General features: G+C 52.9%; 8 protein-coding genes. 7 read left to right on the top strand and 1 reads right to left on the bottom strand.

All coding sequences use genetic code 11. The annotated features are described in order from the left end of the window. Nucleotides 1–8: 8 nt before the first annotated feature. The 7 genes from ACO08I_RS27665 to ACO08I_RS27695 all read left to right on the top strand — a co-directional run bounded on the left by ACO08I_RS27665 (nt 9) and on the right by ACO08I_RS27695 (nt 19,213). A complete protein-coding gene (locus tag ACO08I_RS27665; protein ID WP_421947738.1) occupies nt 9–1,445 on the top strand; it encodes a nicotinate phosphoribosyltransferase in 1,437 nt (478 codons plus the stop codon). Nucleotides 1,446–1,503: 58 nt separating this feature from the next. Then, entirely contained in the window at nt 1,504–2,481 is a 978-nt protein-coding gene (locus tag ACO08I_RS27670; RefSeq protein ID WP_421947739.1) for a DUF368 domain-containing protein, read from the top strand. Nucleotides 2,482–2,492: 11 nt separating this feature from the next. After that, complete coding sequence (locus ACO08I_RS27675; protein ID WP_421947740.1) at nt 2,493–3,275, top strand: shikimate dehydrogenase family protein; 783 nt, start codon at nt 2,493–2,495, stop codon at nt 3,273–3,275. Nucleotides 3,276–3,324: 49 nt separating this feature from the next. Continuing rightward, nucleotides 3,325–4,578 (top strand): proline dehydrogenase family protein, encoded by a 1,254-nt coding sequence (locus ACO08I_RS27680; protein WP_421947741.1) that lies wholly within the window; start codon nt 3,325–3,327, stop codon nt 4,576–4,578. Between the two features lie 384 nt (nt 4,579–4,962). After that, nucleotides 4,963–8,493, top strand: coding sequence for a hypothetical protein (locus ACO08I_RS27685; RefSeq protein WP_421947742.1), 3,531 nt, complete (start codon nt 4,963–4,965; stop codon nt 8,491–8,493). Next, entirely contained in the window at nt 8,493–11,876 is a 3,384-nt protein-coding gene (locus tag ACO08I_RS27690) for a gliding motility-associated C-terminal domain-containing protein (protein ID WP_421947743.1), read from the top strand. The genes ACO08I_RS27685 and ACO08I_RS27690 overlap by 1 nt, the downstream gene beginning before the upstream one ends. A 281-nt stretch (nt 11,877–12,157) precedes the next feature. Beyond that, nucleotides 12,158–19,213 carry a gliding motility-associated C-terminal domain-containing protein gene (locus ACO08I_RS27695; RefSeq protein ID WP_421947744.1) on the top strand — a complete coding sequence of 2,352 codons (7,056 nt, stop codon included), beginning with the start codon at nt 12,158–12,160 and terminating at the stop codon, nt 19,211–19,213. Nucleotides 19,214–19,221: 8 nt separating this feature from the next. Here the strand turns inward: ACO08I_RS27695 and ACO08I_RS27700 are convergent, their stop codons facing one another. Then, nucleotides 19,222–20,670, bottom strand: a complete 1,449-nt coding sequence (locus ACO08I_RS27700; RefSeq protein WP_421947745.1) for a hypothetical protein — start codon at nt 20,668–20,670, stop codon at nt 19,222–19,224. Nucleotides 20,671–20,765 lie beyond the last annotated feature (95 nt).

A 20,765-nucleotide genomic window follows, 5' to 3' on the forward strand; every position in this document is an offset into this window, starting at 1 on the left:
ATTTCCACATGCCGAACACGCACCTCAGTCAACTTTACCGCGGCCCTTTTGGGCTAATGACCGACCTTTATCAGCTTACCATGGCTTACGGGTATTGGAAATCGGGTTTGCATAACCGAAAGGCAAACTTTCATCTCTTTTACCGAAAGCCGCCATTTCAGAGTGGTTTTGCCATAAGCGCGGGCCTGGAACTTGCAGTGGATTTTTTACAACAGTTCCGGTTTTCCGTATCGGACATTCAGTATTTGGGTGGTTTGAAGGGCTCGACTGGCGCTCCTTTTTTCAATGAAGCTTTTCTCAACTACCTGCAGCGTATGGAGCTTGAACTAACGGTGCATGCTATGCCGGAAGGTACAGCGGCTTTCCCTAATCAGCCGATGCTGAGGGTGGAGGGGCCTATCCTGCAGTGTCAGTTGGTGGAAACCGGCCTGCTCACGCTGATCAATTTCTCCACTCTGCTGGCGACCAAAGCTGCCCGGATTGTGGATGCGGCGCAGGGCGACAGCGTACTGGAGTTTGGGATGCGCCGTTCTCAGGGTTTGGATGGTGCGATGACGGCGGCCCGGGCTACTTACATCGGCGGCGTGCACGCGACCAGTAATGTGATGGCAGGGCGCATCTACGGCATTCCTGTTAAGGGTACGCACGCCCACAGCTGGGTGATGGCCTACGAAGATGAGCTGTTGGCCTTCCGGCAATATGCCGAAGCCTTACCCGGCAACTGCATTTTCCTGGTCGACACCTACGATACAGAAGCCGGGGTGCGGAACGCCATACAGGTAGGGCAGTGGCTGCGCGAACAGGGGCATGAAATGAATGGCATTCGACTCGACTCGGGCGACCTGACCGCTCTGAGCCAGAAAGCCCGCCAAATGCTGGACGAAGCCGGTTTCAAAAATGCAGCGATTGTGGCCAGCAATGACCTTGACGAGTACCGAATTGCGCAATTGAAAAAAGAAGGCGCCAAAATTACCGTTTGGGGAGTTGGCACCCGCCTGGCAACCGGGCACGGAGACCCGGCTCTGGGCGGCGTTTACAAACTGGCAGGCATACAAAATGAGCATGGAGAGTGGGAAGACCGGATCAAGCGGTCCGAGGAAGCTGTAAAATCTTCTCATCCCGGCATTTTGCAGGTCTGGCGGTCCGAAAAAGAGGGTCAATATCAGGGGGATGTCCTCTATGATATCCGGCATGGATTCGAGGGGGCGCAGCTATGGGAGGAAAGCCAAAACCGCTACCTGACATTGGAAGCCACAAACGGGCAGGACCTTTTAGTCCCTGTCCTCGACCGTGGGCAATTGGTATACGATTTTCCCCGCCTTTCAGACATACGCACCTACGCAGCAGAGCAATGGCAGCAGTTTTCAGGCAGGGCATCCTACCCCTACGGATTAAGCACTGGTGTGCAGGAAGCAAAATCTGCTATGATCGCCACAGCGGAATAAAGAAGGCGCTGACCAGAAAAGGCCGGTTTTTTCAGATTGAATATTTAGCTTTGCTGCCATGAAAAACTGGACAGCAACAATCGGACTGGTACTCAAGGGCATGGCGATGGGCATGGCAGAAGTCATACCGGGCGTATCCGGCGGTACCATCGCTTTCATCACTGGTATTTACGAGCGTCTGCTTGAGACTATCAAACACATCCTGGGCCCTGAAGTCTGGCGCACTCTAGGCAGGGAAGGTTTGGCTGGTGCCTGGAGCAAAGCCAACGGAACCTTTCTGCTAACTTTACTGGGCGGTATGGTTTTCGGGATTGTAGTAGGCGTATTTGGCATTACCCATCTGCTGGAAAATTATCCGATTCAACTATGGGCTTTCTTTTTTGGGCTCATCATCGCCTCCGCCATCTACATTGGGCGGCAGGTAGGTGTTTGGAAGGCTACTGAAGTGGTCGGCCTGGTAGTCGGAACACTTGTCGCCTACATTATCACCATTGCCAGCCCTTCGGAAGGCAGTACCCATTTGGGGCTGGTATTTGTATCGGGTATGATTGCCATTTCTGCACTCATCCTGCCGGGTATTTCCGGTAGTTTCATCCTCCTGCTGATGGGGATGTATACCATTATTATACCGACCATTAAGGATGCGCTCAAAACGCTGGCACCGGAGAGCCTGGTCGTCCTGGGCGTTTTTGGTGCAGGCTGCCTGTTGGGCCTGGCGACTTTCTCCCGGGTGTTGTCCTGGACGTTCAAACACTACCACAACCTGACCCTGGCCGTCCTGACCGGCTTTATGCTGGGCTCCCTTAACAAAATCTGGCCCTGGCGCAAAGCTGTGCTTGGCCTTACTGAAGAAGGGGAAATGGTAGAACTGCAGCCGGGAATGGTGGTTGACAAAGTGATCAAGGAGGTTAATTTAATGCCGGGGCAGTACGCTGCTGAGGTCGGCCCTTCTTTTCTGGCGGGCGCCCTCATTTGCATGGTTGCCGGTTTGGCGATTGTCTTCGCACTGGACCGGTTAGATAAGCGCGGGCTGTAAAAAAGTTTTTGATGAAGCCATTGAATGAATATGAGCGGCTGTTTGGATTGATCGGATATCCGCTTTCGCACTCTTTTTCCAAACAATACTTCTCGGAGAAGTTTGCCAAAGCCGATATCACTGACGCCTGCTACGAGCTGTTTCCCATCCGTAAAATCGAAGCCCTGCCGGAACTGTTGCAAGAACACCCCAACCTGGTCGGGCTAAATGTGACCATCCCCTACAAGCAGGCCGTTTTGCCGTATCTGGACAAACTGTCAGAAGGGGCGTCCGCCGTTGGCGCTGTGAATACAATCCGTCGTAGCGGAGATCAGCTGGAGGGCTTTAATACCGATGTGGTGGGCTTTGAAACCTCCCTTTGCAGTTGGCTGGAAGCCACCCGGGGAAGCTGGTCCAACCTGAGGGCTTTGGTGTTGGGGACCGGTGGTGCAGCTAAAGCGGTAGCCTTTGTTTTAGGCCGGCTGGAGATTCCGTTCAAAATGGTGTCGCGCACACCTGGAAATCACCGGTTGAGCTACGAGCAGGTCACGCCCGAAATGATAGCCGCTCACGAACTCCTCATCAACACCACGCCGCTGGGTATGTCTCCCCATACTGCAGGCAAGCCCGAATTACCCTATCATGCGCTGGGCAGCAGTCATTATTTATACGATTTGGTCTATAATCCCGCCTCCACCGCATTTATGGAATTGGGGCTGAAGCAGGGGGCAAAAGCTATGAATGGCCTGCAAATGCTGCATGGCCAAGCCGAAGCTGCGTGGGCAATTTGGACCGAACGGGATATTAAAAAATGATAAATATAGCTTACCTTGGGATAGCCCTTAACCGGACCAAATTACATTCATGGAAAAGATAGGTAAACCTGTGAAGGATATAGAAAGAATGAAGAAAGCCGTTGATGAAGTCATCAATAGCAAGGAAGAACCCATTGTTGATTTTTCCAATACCGAGGTAGCCTTTGCAGGCAAAACCGATGAAGAGCTGCGCAAGTCTGCCTGGATTTTTGGCATGATGAACCGGCATTGGCTCGTTGGCATCGGTTCAAAACTGGGGCTGGCGGCTATTAGGATGCACCTGCCCTTTGTGGAAGGGATTGTCAAAAATACCATTTATGAGCAATTTTGCGGGGGCACTACGCTTTTGAACAGTCAGCCTTCCATCAATAAACTTGCTCAACAAGGATGCCTGACTATCCTGGACTACGGGGCAGAGGCCAAGGATTCTGAAGAGGAGTACAATCAGACGATGAACGAAACCATCCGCGCTATTGAATTTGCTGCCAAAGCAGACCATGTACCCGTGGTGAGTACCAAAGTGACCGGCATGGCCCGCTTTGGTTTGTTGAAGCAAATACAGGAAGGCGAAGCCTTTACCAAAGAGACACGGGCTGAATATAAAAATATCCTGAAGCGCATCGATGCGATTTGCCATATCGCTGCTCAAAAGGGTGTCAGTGTATTTTTCGATGCGGAGGAGACCTGGATACAGGACCCCATCGACCACTTCGTCAATATGATGATGCTCCGGTACAATCAGGAAAAAGCTGTCGTGTATAATACCTTTCAGATGTACCGGAAGGACCGCCTGCAATACCTCATCAGTTCTTACAATCAGGCAAAACGCAATGGCTACATTTTGGGAGCGAAGCTGGTGCGGGGGGCTTATATGGAAAAAGAAAGAGCCCGCGCAAAGGAGCATGGCTATGAATCTCCCATCCACCCCACAAAAGCCGCAACCGATGATGCGTACAACACCGGAGTGAAATTCTGTATTGACAATTACGAGCGTATTGCCTCCTGCAATGCTTCTCACAACGCTGAGAGCAATTTACTGCAGGCTGAGTTGATTCACCGTAAGGGCATTTCGCGCGATCATCCCCACCTGATGTTTTGCCAGCTCTACGGCATGAGCGACAACCTCACCTTCAACCTCGCTGCTGCCGGTTTTAAGGTAGGGAAGTACCTGCCATACGGGCCGGTGCGGGAAGTGGTGCCTTATCTGATCCGCAGAGCGGAGGAGAACTCCTCCGTTACTGGCGATATGACCCGGGAACACCGCCTTGTTCATGAAGAAATGAAGCGCCGGGGGTTGTCTTAGTTTCTGTAAAGCAAATGTTTACAGAAGCAGAATAAAATTATATTTTAGTTTTTTAATGATCAGGCAGCAATCTGTCCGGCTCAGGTGTCTTGTATCAAAGCAGGAAAAAGAGAATTATTCGGGCTGTTTTCCCAAATGATGGGATTACTGTTTAACTTTTTTTATATTTGTATTGTATTCGCCCCCCGAATAAGTTGTCTTTTTCTACCAGATGCCTGAGTACAGCTCCCGATTCAGCGTACTATACAGGAACACAACCGCTTTCAGATCGATAAACAAGACACTTGCCTATTAGCCCCGGAAGAGTTATAATCCCATGATGCATAGCATTTTATAATTGCTGGCATCCATTGCTGGCTATTGCCGGAATGAAAAACTATATTGATGCGGTGTTGTAATCTCAAAAGCCGTCTGATCCTAACCCTGACATTGCTGCCCCTTTGGATGATTGCGCAGAACGTCTCCGATTGCAGTGGTGCGATAGTGGTTTGTGGCGACCGAAATATTGACGTTCCGGACTCTCCGGGCGAGCTCAACGATTTTCAAAACTCCGATAACTCTATTGGGTGCCATGAGACTGGCGAGTCTTCCAGCGTATGGCTCTATTTTCGCTTTCGCAATGACATGCCACCGGGCAGCGATCTCCTTTTTACCATTTCTCCTTACGAAGGCGGTGATGTCGACTACGACTTCGCATTATTTGCTGCCGACACCCGCTGTGACAGCCTTGGAGAGCCCGACCGCTGTTCTTATGCCTGGTCGGTGGAGGAAACCCAGACTTTTCAGTGTGGTTTTTGTCCGTTTACAGGATTAGGCAATGGGGAAACCGACCTTTCAGAAGGGATCTTCTTTGACGAAACCGGTGCTATGGCCAATGGATATGTAGCGCCCATGGTTGTAGAGCCCGGGCAGGGCTTTTATCTCTACATCAATGAATTCTACGGGGTAGGTGGGGAGCAGTCTGAGTCAGACGGCTTCAGCATCTCCTTTTCCGGTCAGGCTGCAGATTATTTCGATTGTACCGCCAACCCCAACTGTGAATTGCAGGTGGTGGCCCTCGATCAGGACACGGCGCTTTGTTCCGGCAATGTACCGTTCACCCTCAATAGTGAGGTGACTTACGCTACGGGCTTCGAAACCTACACCTGGATGGGCACGCCAGAGGCCCTGAGTTACCTTGATGACCCCTCAAGCCCTGCACCGCAGGCGGTCTTTCCCGATAATTTTTCCGGCACGGTCGAATACATCCTTGAGGTCAGCTCCGATGGCTGCACCAATTCAGATACAATGACCCTAAGCATTGAACCTTCTCCAACGATTATGGTCGGCTTTGAGGCCTCTTTCTGTGAAGGTACGGATCTGACTCTGGACGCCGGTCCTGACTTTGCTTCTTACGAATGGTCAACCACTGCTACCGATCCGGCTATTGTGGTAGACGAGTCCGGAACCTACACTGTAACCGTCACTGCACCGGGTAACGGTTGTACCATCATCCGGGAAGTGGCCGTTACCGAAATCCCTACCCCTGCGCCCATCATTGACGGTGGTCCCTATCTGTGTGAAGGCACAACCGATACCCTGATTGTTCAGGGCAGTTACGATACTTACAGCTGGGTGGGGCTTTCAGCAGACAGCTTTCTGGTGATAGATCAGCCCGGTAATTACCTGTTGCGAGTGACGGACCCATTCGGTTGTCAGGGCGATACGACGCTAACCATCGAAGAAGTACCGGCTCAACAGCCACAGATTGCCTCCCCTCCTGGTCTGTGCCCGGACGGAAATGCCACCCTGGCACTTTCTGAATCCTGGGCCGCCTATCAATGGTCTGATGGCAGTATAGACAGCTTGCTGGTAGTGGATTCTACAGGCAACTATGCCGTGACCGTCACAGACACCTTTGGCTGTACTTATTCCGCCGATACCGAACTGTTGGCTATTGATGCCCCTCTGCCCGAGGTGGATGGCGATACCGTATTCTGTGATGGAGGCAGCAGCTTACTGCTGACGGTACAAAACTACGAAGGCTACCTCTGGTCTACCGGTGACACCACTAATACCATCACCGTAGAGGAAGGCGGTACCTATCTGGTCACCGTTACGGCGGCCAATGGCTGTACCGGCGTAGATTCCCTGCAGGTCACAGAGTACGATCCGCTTACATTGGATGTTACCATCGTTAATGCCGAAAGCCTTTGCGCGGGAGATACCGTCTTTGCCTTCGTGGGCCAGGTGTATTCGAATTACGTTTGGAGCAGCGGTGCAACTGGCCCGGCTGCAGCCATTGCAGAAGCTGGTTCCTATAGCGTTACCGTCACGGATGACCGGGGCTGTACTGCTATTGATTCCATACAAGTTGAGGCATTTTTACCGCCGGTGCCTGAAATTTTTGGCCCGGTGGGGCTTTGCCCGGATGCTACCGGGGTGTTGAGTGTGGACCCCTACGTTTCAGTAGATTGGGGGGGGACCAATCAGGACTTTACCCTTCCCATAACAGCACCGGGTACCTACAGTGTGACTGTGGTGGACGGAAATGGCTGCACTGGGGCAGATACGCTGGATGTCGTTGCTTTTGCCGAGCCGGAACCGCAAATCGGCGGGGATACCAGCCTTTGTGAGGGCGGTGCCGTTAGTTTGTTTGTGGAAGGGCTGTACTCAAGCCTGTCCTGGAATGGTGGCAGCACAGACAGTACGCTGGTGGTGAATGCTCCGGGGAACTATAGCGTTACCGTAACTTCTCAGGAAGGCTGTACCGGCACTACGGATGCCATAGTGGCGCAATTTCCCAACCCTCAGCTCGCACTGGATGAAGAAGCCGTCTTTTGCGCCAACAGCTCGGTAGAGATCAGTGCCAATGGTACTTACTCAACTTACCACTGGAGTAACGGAGCCACAACCGCCACAACGGTTGTGGACAGTGCAGGTACCTATCAGCTTGAGGTGACTAACGAATTTGGATGTACCGCCACCGACGATATCCTGGTGCAGGAGGAAGCAGTCCCGGTGAGCGGGCTGTCCGGGCCATACACCTTTTGTGAAAATGAAGATACCGAAATACAAGCCAATACCGGTTATGCTGATTACCAGTGGTCGGTGCCCGGTAACGGGCCTTCGGTCACAGTAGATGCCGCCGGGACTTACTACGTGACCATTACCGGAGCGAACAACTGTGTGGCTGTCGATTCTGCCGTGGCAGAAACCCTGTCTTTGCCGGTGCCCGAGATCCTGGGTGGGCCGAGCCTGTGTGTAGGTAGCAGCCTGGAGTTGTCTGCCAGCGCTATTTATGCGACTTACAGCTGGGAGGGTGCGGTCAATGCCCCAACCCTTGATGTATCCACGCCAGGCACCTATGGGCTAACGGTAACAGATGCTAACGGTTGCACAGGCACAACCAATACGGAAATTACAGAGGTGCCATTGCCGGAAGCCAACCTGCCCGACAGTGCAGCATTCTGCACGAATGGCAGCGTGGACCTGGAAGCAGCCCCCGGTTTCACCCAATACAGCTGGTCAACCGGGGATACCTCGGCTGTAATTGAAGCGACTACTCCCGGGCTTTATTACCTGACTGTTACGGATGCGAACAGTTGTCAGGACAGCTTCGCCGTTGCGGTGGCAGAAAACCCGTTACCGGATATCAATTTGCAGGGGCCTGTAACATTCTGTGAGGGCGACAGCATAACCCTGTCTGTTGCCCCCGCTGAGTACCCCTTTGTGACCTGGTCAACGGGAAGTGAGGAAGCAGATGCAATTATTACGGCTCCCGGCCTGTATCAGGTATCTGTCCTGGATTTGAATGGGTGTATCCGCGACTCCATATTTACCGTTGAGGAATTGGCCCTGCCAGCTATTGAAATTACCGGCCGGATTTCGTTTGCGCTACGGACAGCGCTACGTTGCAGGCAACGCCGGGGCTGATGGACTATATCTGGTCCTCTGGTACTGGGGGTTCCGAAATTATAGCAGATAGTACCGCCACTTATCTGGTTACTGCTACAGGGGATAATGGCTGTTCAAATACCGCTACTTTTGACTTTGAGGTTATTGATTTGCCAGAGGTGGCATTGCCTGATTCAGCCTGGTACTGCGAGGATGGCGCTGTGGTTATCGGGGTGTCTGCAGGAGCTGGTTTAGCCTACGAGTGGGCTACCGGAGAGACGGCATCAGAAATTGAAGTGGATGTGCCTGGCACTTACATTTTAACAGCGACCACCCCTGAAGGCTGTACCACCCAATCCGCTATTATTGTTGAAGAAATACCCGAACCGGAGGCAGTCATTACAGGTGACCTCAGTGTATGCCCCGGAGAAGCGAACGCGCTGAGCGTAGCGGATAATGATTATACCTTATTGTGGTCTACCGGGGATACGACCAGTCAGATTATGGTGACGGACCCACAGGCCTATATGGTTACAGTGACCGATGCTTTCGGATGCGTAAGTTCCGCAAATGCTATTGTCATCGCCTCTGTTGCTCCTGATGTGGAGATCACCGGTGCTGCACCGTTTTGCGAGCGCGATTCCATTTTCCTAAATGCGGGCGACCATACCAGCTATCAGTGGTCAGGAGGTGAGACGACATCGAGTATACCCGTCACCCAAAGCGGTAATTTTGCTGTGACGGTTACGAATACAGCAGGCTGCACAGCTGCTGATACCATACAAATCACAGCCTTTCCATTACCTGACCCCGAATTGCCTGTTTACCAGGCTGGCTGTGACGGGGAAAGCTTCCAGATTGAAGCTCAGGCAGGCTTTGAGTCTTACCTGTGGAGCAACGGAGAAGAAGACCTGAGTATTAATGTGCAATCTCCCGGCATTTACACCCTTGCGGTAACGGATGAGAATGGTTGTACTGCAATTGATACTGCTGAAGTTTTCATTCAGCCTACGCCCGATCTGGAATTGACGCCGGCACAAAACATCTGTCTGGGTAGTTCCACCACCATCTCTGTGGAAGGGGAGTGGGCAGCTGTACAATGGTCAAATGGGGCCACCACCAATGAAATTACAGTTAGTGAGCAGGGCGGCTATGGTGTGGTGGTTACGGACAGCCTCGGGTGCACCGCGAATGCAGTAACGGCGGTTTTTGTCTTTGTGGTCGACGCTCCAGAGATAGAGGGGGATACCGGGTTTTGCCCCGCGGGAGCAGCTGTGTTTGCTGCTGAAGAAGGATATGCTTCCTATCAGTGGAGCAATGGGATGACGAGCCGGGAAATTTCGGTGACTGAGGAAGGAGTCTATGCTGTGACTGTACAGGATACTGTAGGGTGCATGAACTCCGCAGAATGGGAAATCAAGCCCTACGCCAATCCTGAAGTAGATATCTCCGGGCAAAGCGTACTGTGCGAGGGCACCTCCAATGAATTAAGCGTCACCACTGACGGTACTTTTCTGGATTGGTCTACAGGGGAAACTACGACGACCATTCAGGTGTCAGCGGAAGGGTTCTACACGGCCCGTGCCCAAAGTGATAATGAATGCATTGCCATAGATACTTTTGAAGTGGACCTGACCACTCTGCCCCTTGCCGATGCAGGAGAAAACGAAGCCATGGACTGTGATACGAGATCCGTCTTTATTGGGCCGGAAGTGGCTCCGCCTGATTTTCTGAGCTTCATGTGGACCGGTCCCGGTATAAATTCCGGCAACCAAAACAATCCTAATCCGGAGGTTTCCGAAATTGGTATGTATGGCTTGGTGGTCACCGATTTGCAAACCGGCTGTGTGTCTGAGCTCAGTGCGGTAGAAGTGACCGACAACAGCTACACACCCGCTGTGGCAGTAAGCGTGGAAGACACGCTCGACTGTAACACCCCTACGGTAACCCTGACGGGTGCAGGTTCTCAAAATGGGCCCACCACCGTTTATCAATGGCTGGATGCCAATGGGGAACCGGTTTCCGGTGCTACCAATCTGGTGTACGAAGCCAGCACTGTCGGGGACTTCAGTTTGATGGTTACGGACACTGCAACCGGTTGTTTTGCCGTGGAAGCAGTCTCTGTACAGGGGGATTATGATATCCCAACAGTGGTCATCAACCCCAATGCGCCCGATTTGGACTGCAATACCACTTCTTCTTTGATACAGGCATCGGTGCATGCCGTTTACGGAGAGCCGATGCTGCAATGGTCGGAAGCGGTCCTTGGAGATATTCCCGGAGCAGATTTGCCTAATTATACCACAGTGGAGCCCGGGCACTTCTTTCTGACTGTTACGGATCCTGTTAACGGATGTTCTGCTACAGACTCTATCCAAATTGTTATTGATACCCTGCCTCCTGTGGCGCTGATTGTGGCCCCTGATGCCATTGATTGTATCAACGAAACGGTTATGCTGGACGGTTCTGGTTCCTCTGCGGGAGATCAGCTGACCTACAGCTGGTCCGGTCCGGAAAGCGGGCTTGCTAGTGGGGTGTTGCAGCAAACCGTGGCTACGCCCGGAAACTATCAGTTGATCGTGCAAAACGCAGTAAACGGTTGTGCTGATACCGCTCAGGTCTGGGTTGCCGAAAACCCCAACACCCTTGCAGGGGCAGAAGTATCAGCTGTCAATCCCATCTGTTACGAAGACGAAAACGGGCAAATACAGGTTCTTTCCGTAACCGGAGGGACCGGCCCTTATCTTTACAGCCTGAACGGGGGGGCGCTGTCGATGGAGCCCCAATACACCGGTTTGGGCAGTGGTGCCTACGAATTGCTCATTCAGGATGTGGAGGGTTGTGAATATGAAACGACCATTCCATTGGAAGAAGGCAGCCTGCCACAGCTTCAATTGGGAGAAGATCAGGAAATCCGGCTCGGCGACGAGGTTTTCCTGAATGCATTAACCAACCTCCGGGATGGAGAATGGACATCCATCCTGTGGGAGCCACAGGATTCGGCTGCCTGCGACCAATGCCTTTCCTGGATAGACCAGCCAGAGAGTACCATCCGTTATTTTGCTACCATAACCGACACCGCTGGCTGTACAGCTACCGACAACCTGCTCGTTCGGGTGATCCGCGATTATCAGGTGTATATCCCAAATGCTTTTACCCCAAACGGAGATGGCAGTAATGATTTCTTCCTGATTTATGCAGGCAGCGATGTGGTTGAGGTGGAAAACTTTGAGATTTACAGCCGCTGGGGGGAAAAAGTTTTCCAAATGCAGGAGTTCCCGCCCAATGACCCGCAATATGGCTGGAATGGCGTCTTCAGGGGGCAGCCTATGAATATTGGCCATTTTACCTACTTTGCCCAAATACGTTTCGTAGATGGGGAGGTCCGCCTGTTTAAGGGAGGGGTTAACCTCGTACGTTAATCCTGGCACTTGCCAAAGGTGCCGGAACGTAGAATGCCGTAAGTAGATGGGCCTGTTCCCACTCAGGTTGGGTTCACTTTCTGCCTGATTCCGGTGCCCAGTCAGCCCCGTAATTGATGACCGCTTTATGCAGCTTGCTCAAAAAATTGTACATTAGCCTGTCATTATTTGGCACCTATTACCTATGCCCAATACGATCAATACCTACCCCGGGATATGCCAAATGAGTTATTGCAAAGCCTTGAGTAACCAACACTCCGGGCATTAACAGAACCCAATCTATGCTGAACAACTACTCGACTACTGCAGTTTGTCTAATTGCTATGCTTTTATCCGGTGCATGCTTCCTGTTGCCTGTCACTCCGGCTGTAGCTCAGTGCACAGACCCGAGCATAAGCCTGCCTGACGAAAATCAACCGGTAGCCAATCCATCGGTATCCTACTGCGTCAACATTCCAATTAACCCTGCTATTACCGGTAACCCGATAGGCTTTTCCATGGAACTGGAACATACCTTTATCGGCGACCTGTCGATACGGGTGAATGCCTGCGGAGAAACTCTCATGCTGGTAACCCGCCCCGGTGGCGGCTCCTGCAATGCCGGTTCGCCCTTTGGGTCTTCAGCCAGTGTGAATGGGTACTTCACCTTTTCAGAAGGGGGCGGCCCTAACCCGGACAATGGGCTAGCGTTTGGGGGAGGGAACTATGGGCTCTCTACGGACCCTTGTAATGTCAATACGGTAAATACCTTTGCTCAACTGGCTGCTGCCTGTGGCAGTGGTCCGTATACAATTGAATTATGTATTACGGACCATGCCAACGTCGATGTGGGTTTTGCCGGTAGCATTGCTCCGATTTTCCCCGGGGTGCCTCCCACTGTCTGTGGTTGTACAGACCCGCTGGCCACCAATTATGACCCCACTGCCAATTTTGACGATGGCACCTGTATTTACCCTCCCGGCTGCGGCGATTTTTTCTATGATTCGGGTGGCCCGGGCGGTCAGTATTCCAATCAGGAAAATACAGTAACGACCATTTGTCCGGATATTCCCGGTGATCTGGTGGAGGTAACCTTTAATGTTTTTGACCTTGAAGGCCCTTTCGACGACCTGACCATCTATGATGGGCCCAACACCAGTTCTCCGATTATTGGAACTTTTAGCAACAACAGCCCAGGCATCGTGACCTCCAGCCACCCCTCCGGATGCCTGACCTTCGTTTTTGACAGTGACTTTAGCGGTACCGGTAACGGATGGGCAGCATTTGTGGATTGTGTGCAGCCTTGTATCCCGCCACCCCCTCCAATAGTAACTCCGGTACAGGTGTGTCAGGGAGAGAGTGCTATGCTTTCGGCAGCAGCTTGCCCCGGAGGTACGATCCGCTGGTATACAAGCCCCACCGGTGGCAGCCCGATTGCTAGCGGGCCAGTCTATAATACCCCCGTGCTCAATAACAATACCACCTATTATGTTGCCTGTGATATTGGGGATTGTGCTTCAGACCGTGCCGCCGTTCCTGTTACTGTGGTTCCTCCGGTTACGCCCTCCCTCATACCCATTGGCCCATTTTGCCAGGGTGCTCCCCCGCTGTTGTTGTCGAATGTACAGGATGGCGTTCTGGGTACCTGGAGCGGGACCGGTGTCAATGCCGGGACTTTTACACCATCCATAAACGGGATTTTTGCGCTGACTTTCACTCCTTCACCGGGGGAATGTGCCCTGCCTGCCGTACTGGTGGTGGAAGTACTCCAGAACCCCGTTCCCGATATAACAGGCCCGGATGCGATCTGTGATGGCAACCCTGAATTCCTGAGTGTGTCCGGCAACTTTGCCAGTTACCTCTGGAATACCAACGATGTCACTCAGACCATTCCAATATTCAGCCCGGGCACCTATTCCGTGACCGTCACGACTCAGCCTGGCAACTGTATTGGCGAATCTTCCTTCACGGTAGGCGAAAGCCCTGCCCCTGCGCCAACGATTAGCGGTGACCTTCAAATCTGCCCTGGCGAAAGTACTACGCTAACAGCCAATGGCGGGTTCAGTAGTTATGAATGGTCCGACGGGACCACCGGCAACATTTTGAGTGTCAATACCCCCGGGGATGTGGAAGTGACGGTAACGGATGCTAATGGCTGCGAAGGAACAGCGCTTGCAACAGTATCAGAAATCAGTCTGCCTGACCCGCAAATATCCGGTCCTGCGCTTTTGTGCCCGGATATTGAAGGCACGCTCGCTATCATTAATGCTGCGGCCTACGACGGCATTACCTGGTCTAACAATAGTAATACCGGGCAAATTACCATTCCAGGCCCTGGGACCTACAGCGTTACCGTGACGAATCAGGGGTGCAGTACCACTTCTGTTTTTACGGTTGCTGAAGACGCAGCACTTCCGCCTTCTATTTCCGGTAGCCTTAGCTTCTGTGATGATGCTTCAACGGCCCTCTCGGTGAGCCCGGCTTACGATAGCTACAGCTGGTCTACCGGCGGCAGTGCCCAAACAGAGGAAGTTATCAGTGGAGGCAATGTGGGCGTTACGGTTACGGATGCCAACGGCTGTGTTGCCGAGACCAGCGCAACCGTGGTCGAAAACCCACTGCCGGATGTGCAAATTACTGGAGATGATTTCATTTGCGAGGAGGCGTTCGGAGTGCTGAATGTCGTTAATGGTTCCGCCTACACCGATATCATTTGGAGTAATACGGAAACAGACCCTACAATAGCTATTAGCAGTGCCGGAACCTACAGCGTTACCGCCACTGATCTGAATGGATGTACGGGTACTGCTACCTTTGAAGTCGAAGAGGTGGCCTTGCCGGATGCTTCCATTTCCGGTGTGACAAGCTATTGTACCGGTACCAGTACGACTCTTACGGCAAGCCCGGCCGGCCTTTCGTATGAGTGGTCCAATGGCGCGACTACTCCAACCGCTGAAATCACCACTCCCGGCACCGTTTTCGTGACGGTCACCAACGCATCGGGCTGCCAGAGCGTGGCCTCGATTGGCGTTACGGAGGTCACAGAACTTTCTCCGGAAATTACCGGCCCCACCGAGTTTTGCGAAGGGGCGTCTGTCTTTCTGGTGGGACAGGGAGGCTTCGCTTCCTATGAGTGGTCTGATAATACACCCACTCAGGAATTGGAAGTAACTGCAGGAGGCACCTACACGCTCACGGTCACTGACGCAAACGGATGTACAGGGACGGCTTCCTATGTCGTTACCGAAAACCCATTGCCAGAGGTTCCCATCACAGGAGAACTGTCTTTCTGCGAAGGCGCATCCACCAGCCTGAGCGGGCCGGCAGGTATGGCCGATTACGAATGGACGGGAAATGAATCCGGGCAAATTTTGGACGTTACGGCTCCAGGCGACTATAGCCTGATGGTCACGGACAATAACGGTTGCCAGAATGCCGCTTCCGTGACGGTAACGGAAAATCCTCTGCCTACGCCTGAAATCATTGGCGAATTGGCTTTCTGTGCAGACACATCAAGCATGCTCGCCCTCTCAGCGGCTTACGAAACCTACGAATGGTCGACGGGCAGTACGGCCCCGTCTGTGACAGTAGCGGACTCCGATGTGGTCTCCGTAACCGTTACCGATGCCAACGGCTGTGAAAACAGTACTTCGCAAACGGTCACTGCGCAGCCTTTACCAGAATTCAATATTACCGGAACCCTTACTTTCTGTGATGGAGAAGCCGTAGTGCTTGGTGTGGATAGCACCTTCGAGTCTTATCAGTGGAGCACCGGAGCCACAATAGATAGTACGACCGTATCTGAGCCCGGAGAAGTCAGCCTTACCGTTACTGATGCTAATGGTTGCAGCAGTACCAATTCGGTTAGTCTTATTGAAAACGCACTGCCCGAGCCCGAAATAACCGGTGAGAGCTTTTTCTGTGCAGGCGATAGTATTGTGCTCCAGGCCACTGCTGGCTTTGAGAGCTACTCTTGGAACGATGGGTCTGCCAATGATTCTTTGATCGTATCCACACAAGGTCCGTCCACCGTTACCGTCACCGATGCCAATGGTTGTCAGGGTGAGGCTTCCTTTTTTGTGGATGAGATCAGCCTGCCTGCTCCCCAAATTAACGGAGTGCCTGCTTTTTGCCCGGGCGAATCCACCACGCTATCGGCTTCCTCTATATTCGCTTCCTATGCCTGGAGCACTGGGGATACGACCGGCACAACCGCAGTGGCTAACCCAGGCAATGTGACCCTGACCGTAACGAATGCTCAGGGGTGTGTGGGGACGACTACGATAGAAACCAGTGAATACGCCACCTCTGTCCCTCAGATTGACGGAGCGCCCAACTTCTGCCCCGGCACTTCGACCACACTGACCGCAGAAGCAGGCTTCGAAAATTACCAGTGGAGCAATAATACCGGCACACCCGAAGTGGAAGTTACAGCACCTGGCACGATTGAAGTCACCGTTACCGATGCCAACGGCTGTGTAACCTCCAATAGCATTGAGGTAGGGGTGTATTCGGTTTTGGCACCGGATATTCAGGGGCCAGCGGGTTTCTGCACCGATACAACGGCTACTTTGTCCGCAGGAGCAGAGTATGTCGCGTATACTTGGTCTACCGGCAGCAGCGCAGAGAGTATAACCATTGATAGCGGAGGCGTTTACCGGGTAACGGTCACCGATGTGAACGGCTGTATTAGCCAGGATAGCTACCAGCTTTTGGAATACAATTTGCCCGCTGTGGCCATCGGAGGTTCTGCTTCTTTTTGCCCGGGCGGTTTTGCTACGCTGAATGCCGGAGCCGATTATGCTGCTTACGAATGGTCGACAGGCAGCGGCGCTTCCTCCATTGAGGTGGATCAGGAAGGCTTGTATACCCTGACCGTTACCGACGACAACGGCTGCACCAATACCGCCAGCCTTCAGGTGTCGCAGCAGGAAGAATTAAGCCCGGTGATCTCGGGGCCATTGCAGTTTTGCCCGGGCACTGAGACTCAGCTTAGTGCCGGAGCCGGCTATACGGTCTACGAATGGCAGGACGGAGCGCAGACTTCGGGAATCACAGTCACAGAGCCTGGTTCTTATTCCGTTTACGTAGAAGATGCCTCAGGCTGCGCCGGTACCGCCAGTGTGGATGTCAGCCTCTTCCCGGAACCGGTGGTCAGTATTGATGCGCCCCAGGGCTTTTGCGTGGATGCGTCCGCCATCCTTACCGCGAACGGAGCAAGCCTGTCTTCCTTTGAGTGGGAAGACGGGAGCTTTGACCCCGAGCGGACCATCACCGAAGCCGGCACCTACACTGTATTTGCCACAGACGTTAATGGCTGTATGGATACGGCTTCCTATGACATCATTACCTTCCCCCTGCCCGATTTTGAGGTGGAAGGGACGCCTTATTTCTGTGCCGGATCAAGCACCGTGCTGCAAGCTTCGGCTCCCTTCACCTCTTATGAATGGAATGGTAGTGCCGGAGATTCCACCCTGACCGTCAGCACTGCCGGCCTGTTTGTGCTGGAAGTGGTTGATACCAATGGCTGTCAGAACCAAGCCAGTTTGCAGGTGGAGGCTATCCCGCTACCCGTTGCTGATCCCGGTATGCCGGATACCCTGACCTGCACGGTCGAGTCCGTGGCCATAGGTGGCAACGGAACCAGTACGGGGCCGGCTTTTGTGTACGAGTGGACGGGGCCCGGTATCAATGCTCAAACCGCAGTTGTACCTTCTCCAACCGTCAGCACTGCTGGCACCTATGAATTAATTGTGACCGATACCATCCACGGGTGCGTGTCTGAGCCCGGTCTGGCTGAGGTGCCCCTTTCCAATGACGTGCCCGTGGTCAGCCTGGCCGTAAATGATACGCTCGATTGTGCCACCACCAGTCTGGTCATTGACGGAAGTGCATCATCTTCCTGGCCGGCGCTGATCTATCAGTGGGAGGACCTGAGCGGCACCGTGCTGGCTACGAATACGGATCAGCTTCCTACAGAAGATCCGGGGTTCTACGTCCTGCTGCTGGAGGATATGGAAACGGGCTGTGCGGAAAGAGACACAATACAGGTCATTCAGGATATCGAAACGCCAACATCGGAAGCTGGCCTCACTCAGCGGCTGGACTGCGCCATCACGAGTGTTTCGCTTAGTGCTGCCGGGTCAACGCAGGGCGAGGAGATTCAGTACGCCTGGCAGAACGAAAACGGGTCTACTGTAGCCACTTCTGACTCCGTAATGGTCAATACACCGGGTACCTACACCCTGGTCGTTCTCAATACCCGCAACAGTTGCCAGAGTGAAGATGAGGTGGTTATTACCCAGGATATTGAAGCACCGGTAGCGGATGCCGGGCAGCCGCAGCAAATTGACTGCCTGAATCCCACCGCTACCCTGAACGGCACTGGCTCCCAAACCGGTCCGGATATCACGCATCAGTGGGCATTTGGGCAGCAAAGCAATATAATCGGCGGAGATCTGAGCCTCTCGGTGGATACTGCTGGCCTGTACTTCCTGATCGTAACGGACGAAGACAACAATTGCCAAAGCGTGTCCACAGTAGAGGTTTCTGAAATCGCTGCTGCTCCCACTGCACTGCTGACAACTGCTAACGGGCCTACCTGCTTCGGGCAAGGCAATGGTAGCATTCTCGTCAGTGGCGTGGAAGGTGGCACAAGCCCATACCTTTACAGCTTCAACGGGGAAGCCTTCGATCAGCAGGCTACATTTACCAATTTGGACGGAGGGGTTTACACCCTTATCGTTCAGGATGCGATTGGGTGTGAGTACGAGACGGAAGTAGTGCTGGAAGAAGGCAATGACCTCGATGTGGAAATCATTGAGCAGGATATCAACGGGCAAATCCAGGTTGGCCTTGGCGAGGAAGTGCGGCTTACGGCGGATGTCAATATCCCGGAGGACGAAATCACCCGTTACCTGTGGCAAGGGGCCGACAGCCTTTCCTGCTATGACTGCCCGGTAACCTTTGTTACTCCTTCAGCTTCCGGCTTGTACCAGGTGCAAATCACCGACCTGAATGGTTGTACGGCCACTGATCAGATACAGCTCATTCTGAATAAGCAGCGGAGGGTATATCTGCCCAACGTCTTTTCGCCCAACGGCGATGGAGCCAATGACGTCTTCTTTGTGCAGACCGGACCGGAAGTGGTTAAGATTGAAGCCTTCGAAGTGTACAGCCGCTGGGGAGAGCCCGTCTTTACCGTTTTCAATGCCCCACCGAACAATCCGGACTACGGATGGGACGGGCATTACCGGGGCGAGCTCATGAACGGAGCGGTCTTCACCTGGTTTGCCAAGGTGGAGTATGTCGATGGCGTGGTGGAGCTGTTCCAGGGCGATGTGGTCCTGATGCGGTAATAGGGTTTTCAGGGCTCCAGTTCAGCGATTTTCTGCTGCAGCCAGGCCTTGTTAAAGACCGCCGCTGCCTCCTGAGTATCTCTATGCAGGCGCTGCCATTCCTTGTGGTAGCGCCTGCGGTTGTAATAGCCGGTGTTTTCAAGTAAGACAGCGGCCCGCCGGGTCAGTTTGAAGAGGTTGTAGTACCCCTGCCGGCGCCCATCTGCCATTAGTTTATTGCGTACAAGGTACTGCCGGAAGGAGTCCACGAGTGCGTATAGAGCACTGTATTCTTCAAGGTCGTAATAAGTCCGCAGCAGCAGAGCCTTAGCGCCAAGGCTGTACCTTAGGTCGCTGTATTCCACCCGGGTGAGTAATGCGAGGACCTTGTCGTACTCCTTTGCTGCATAATGATAGGAGGCCAGGTTAAACCGGTAGGCATTGTCCCGGGCACCTTCAGGCAGCAATTCGCGGTAGTCCTCGATAAAATGGTACACCCAATCCAGAGCGTTGAGGCGCAGAGCGGTAGTGACGATGTTTTTGTAGTGCCATTCCGACAGCTGCCCGTCTTCCAGCAGTAACCCTTTGTCAAGCTGTACCTGATACAGTTGGAAAATTTCCTGCAAAAACTTAGCCTCTCCAGTATTGATTTTTTGAATACAGTAATTCTGAAGGTAATTGTAAATGTTTTTCAGCTCTTCGTCCGGGAGGTCTTCCTGTTGGCAGCTCAGGTGGTGTAGCACGCCGTAGTAGTAGTCCTCTCCGGCTTTGGTAATCATTTGATAAAGCTGGTAGTAAATATTGATGGCTGGTATGGACTGATATCTTTCCGGATCTTCTTCTACTTGTTGCAGCGCCACCGCAACCAAAGCGTCCTGATAGGCGACCTTGAGTATCCGTTCCCGCACCGCCATCTCGCAGGCATCCCTTAGCTTTACGGAGAGAAAATAGTGATTCAGGTAGAATTGCTTGTCCTGCAGGCTGCTGTCCCGGCGGCGTTCGGCGACCGTCGTGAAAAAGTAATCCGATTCTGTGGCGAGCCGAAACCTCAAATAGTACCAGTCTGCATCGCGCTCCCGCTGTTGTGCGGCATTGGCTTCCGATTTGGAAAGGGCTTTCTCAAACCATCGAAGTTGCTGCCGTTGCCGGAGCTGCCCAAGCAAAAACGGGGTGCGGGCATCAGGTTTTTCGAGGAAGCCCTCGATTTCCAGGAATAGTTCCAGCAGCCGTACGGTGTAGGTGAAAATAACTGCTAACTTAGGCTGATCGTGAGGCGTGCCCGGGAAGAGGGCCTGGAAAAGCTTTTCGCGCTCACATCGTTCCTCCGTGAAGTCAGGATAAGCCGAGCTGAGGTACTGTACGAGCAGGCGTACCCCATCGTGCTTATTATGGTAGGGCGATTCCGCAAATTCCCGGAAACGGGTCATTTCCCGCCGGGACAGGCTTCGGAGCAGCTGTATGAGTTTATGTTGATGCATGTACTAAAGATAAAAAATCCAAAAAATACAGGCTGTTTGTTTTGTTAATTTTCAGTTTTTATAGGCATTAAGGGCTATAAACGAATGATTTATTG

This window comes from Phaeodactylibacter xiamenensis, from assembly GCF_965229835.1.
Classification (GTDB): domain Bacteria; phylum Bacteroidota; class Bacteroidia; order Chitinophagales; family Saprospiraceae; genus Phaeodactylibacter; species Phaeodactylibacter xiamenensis.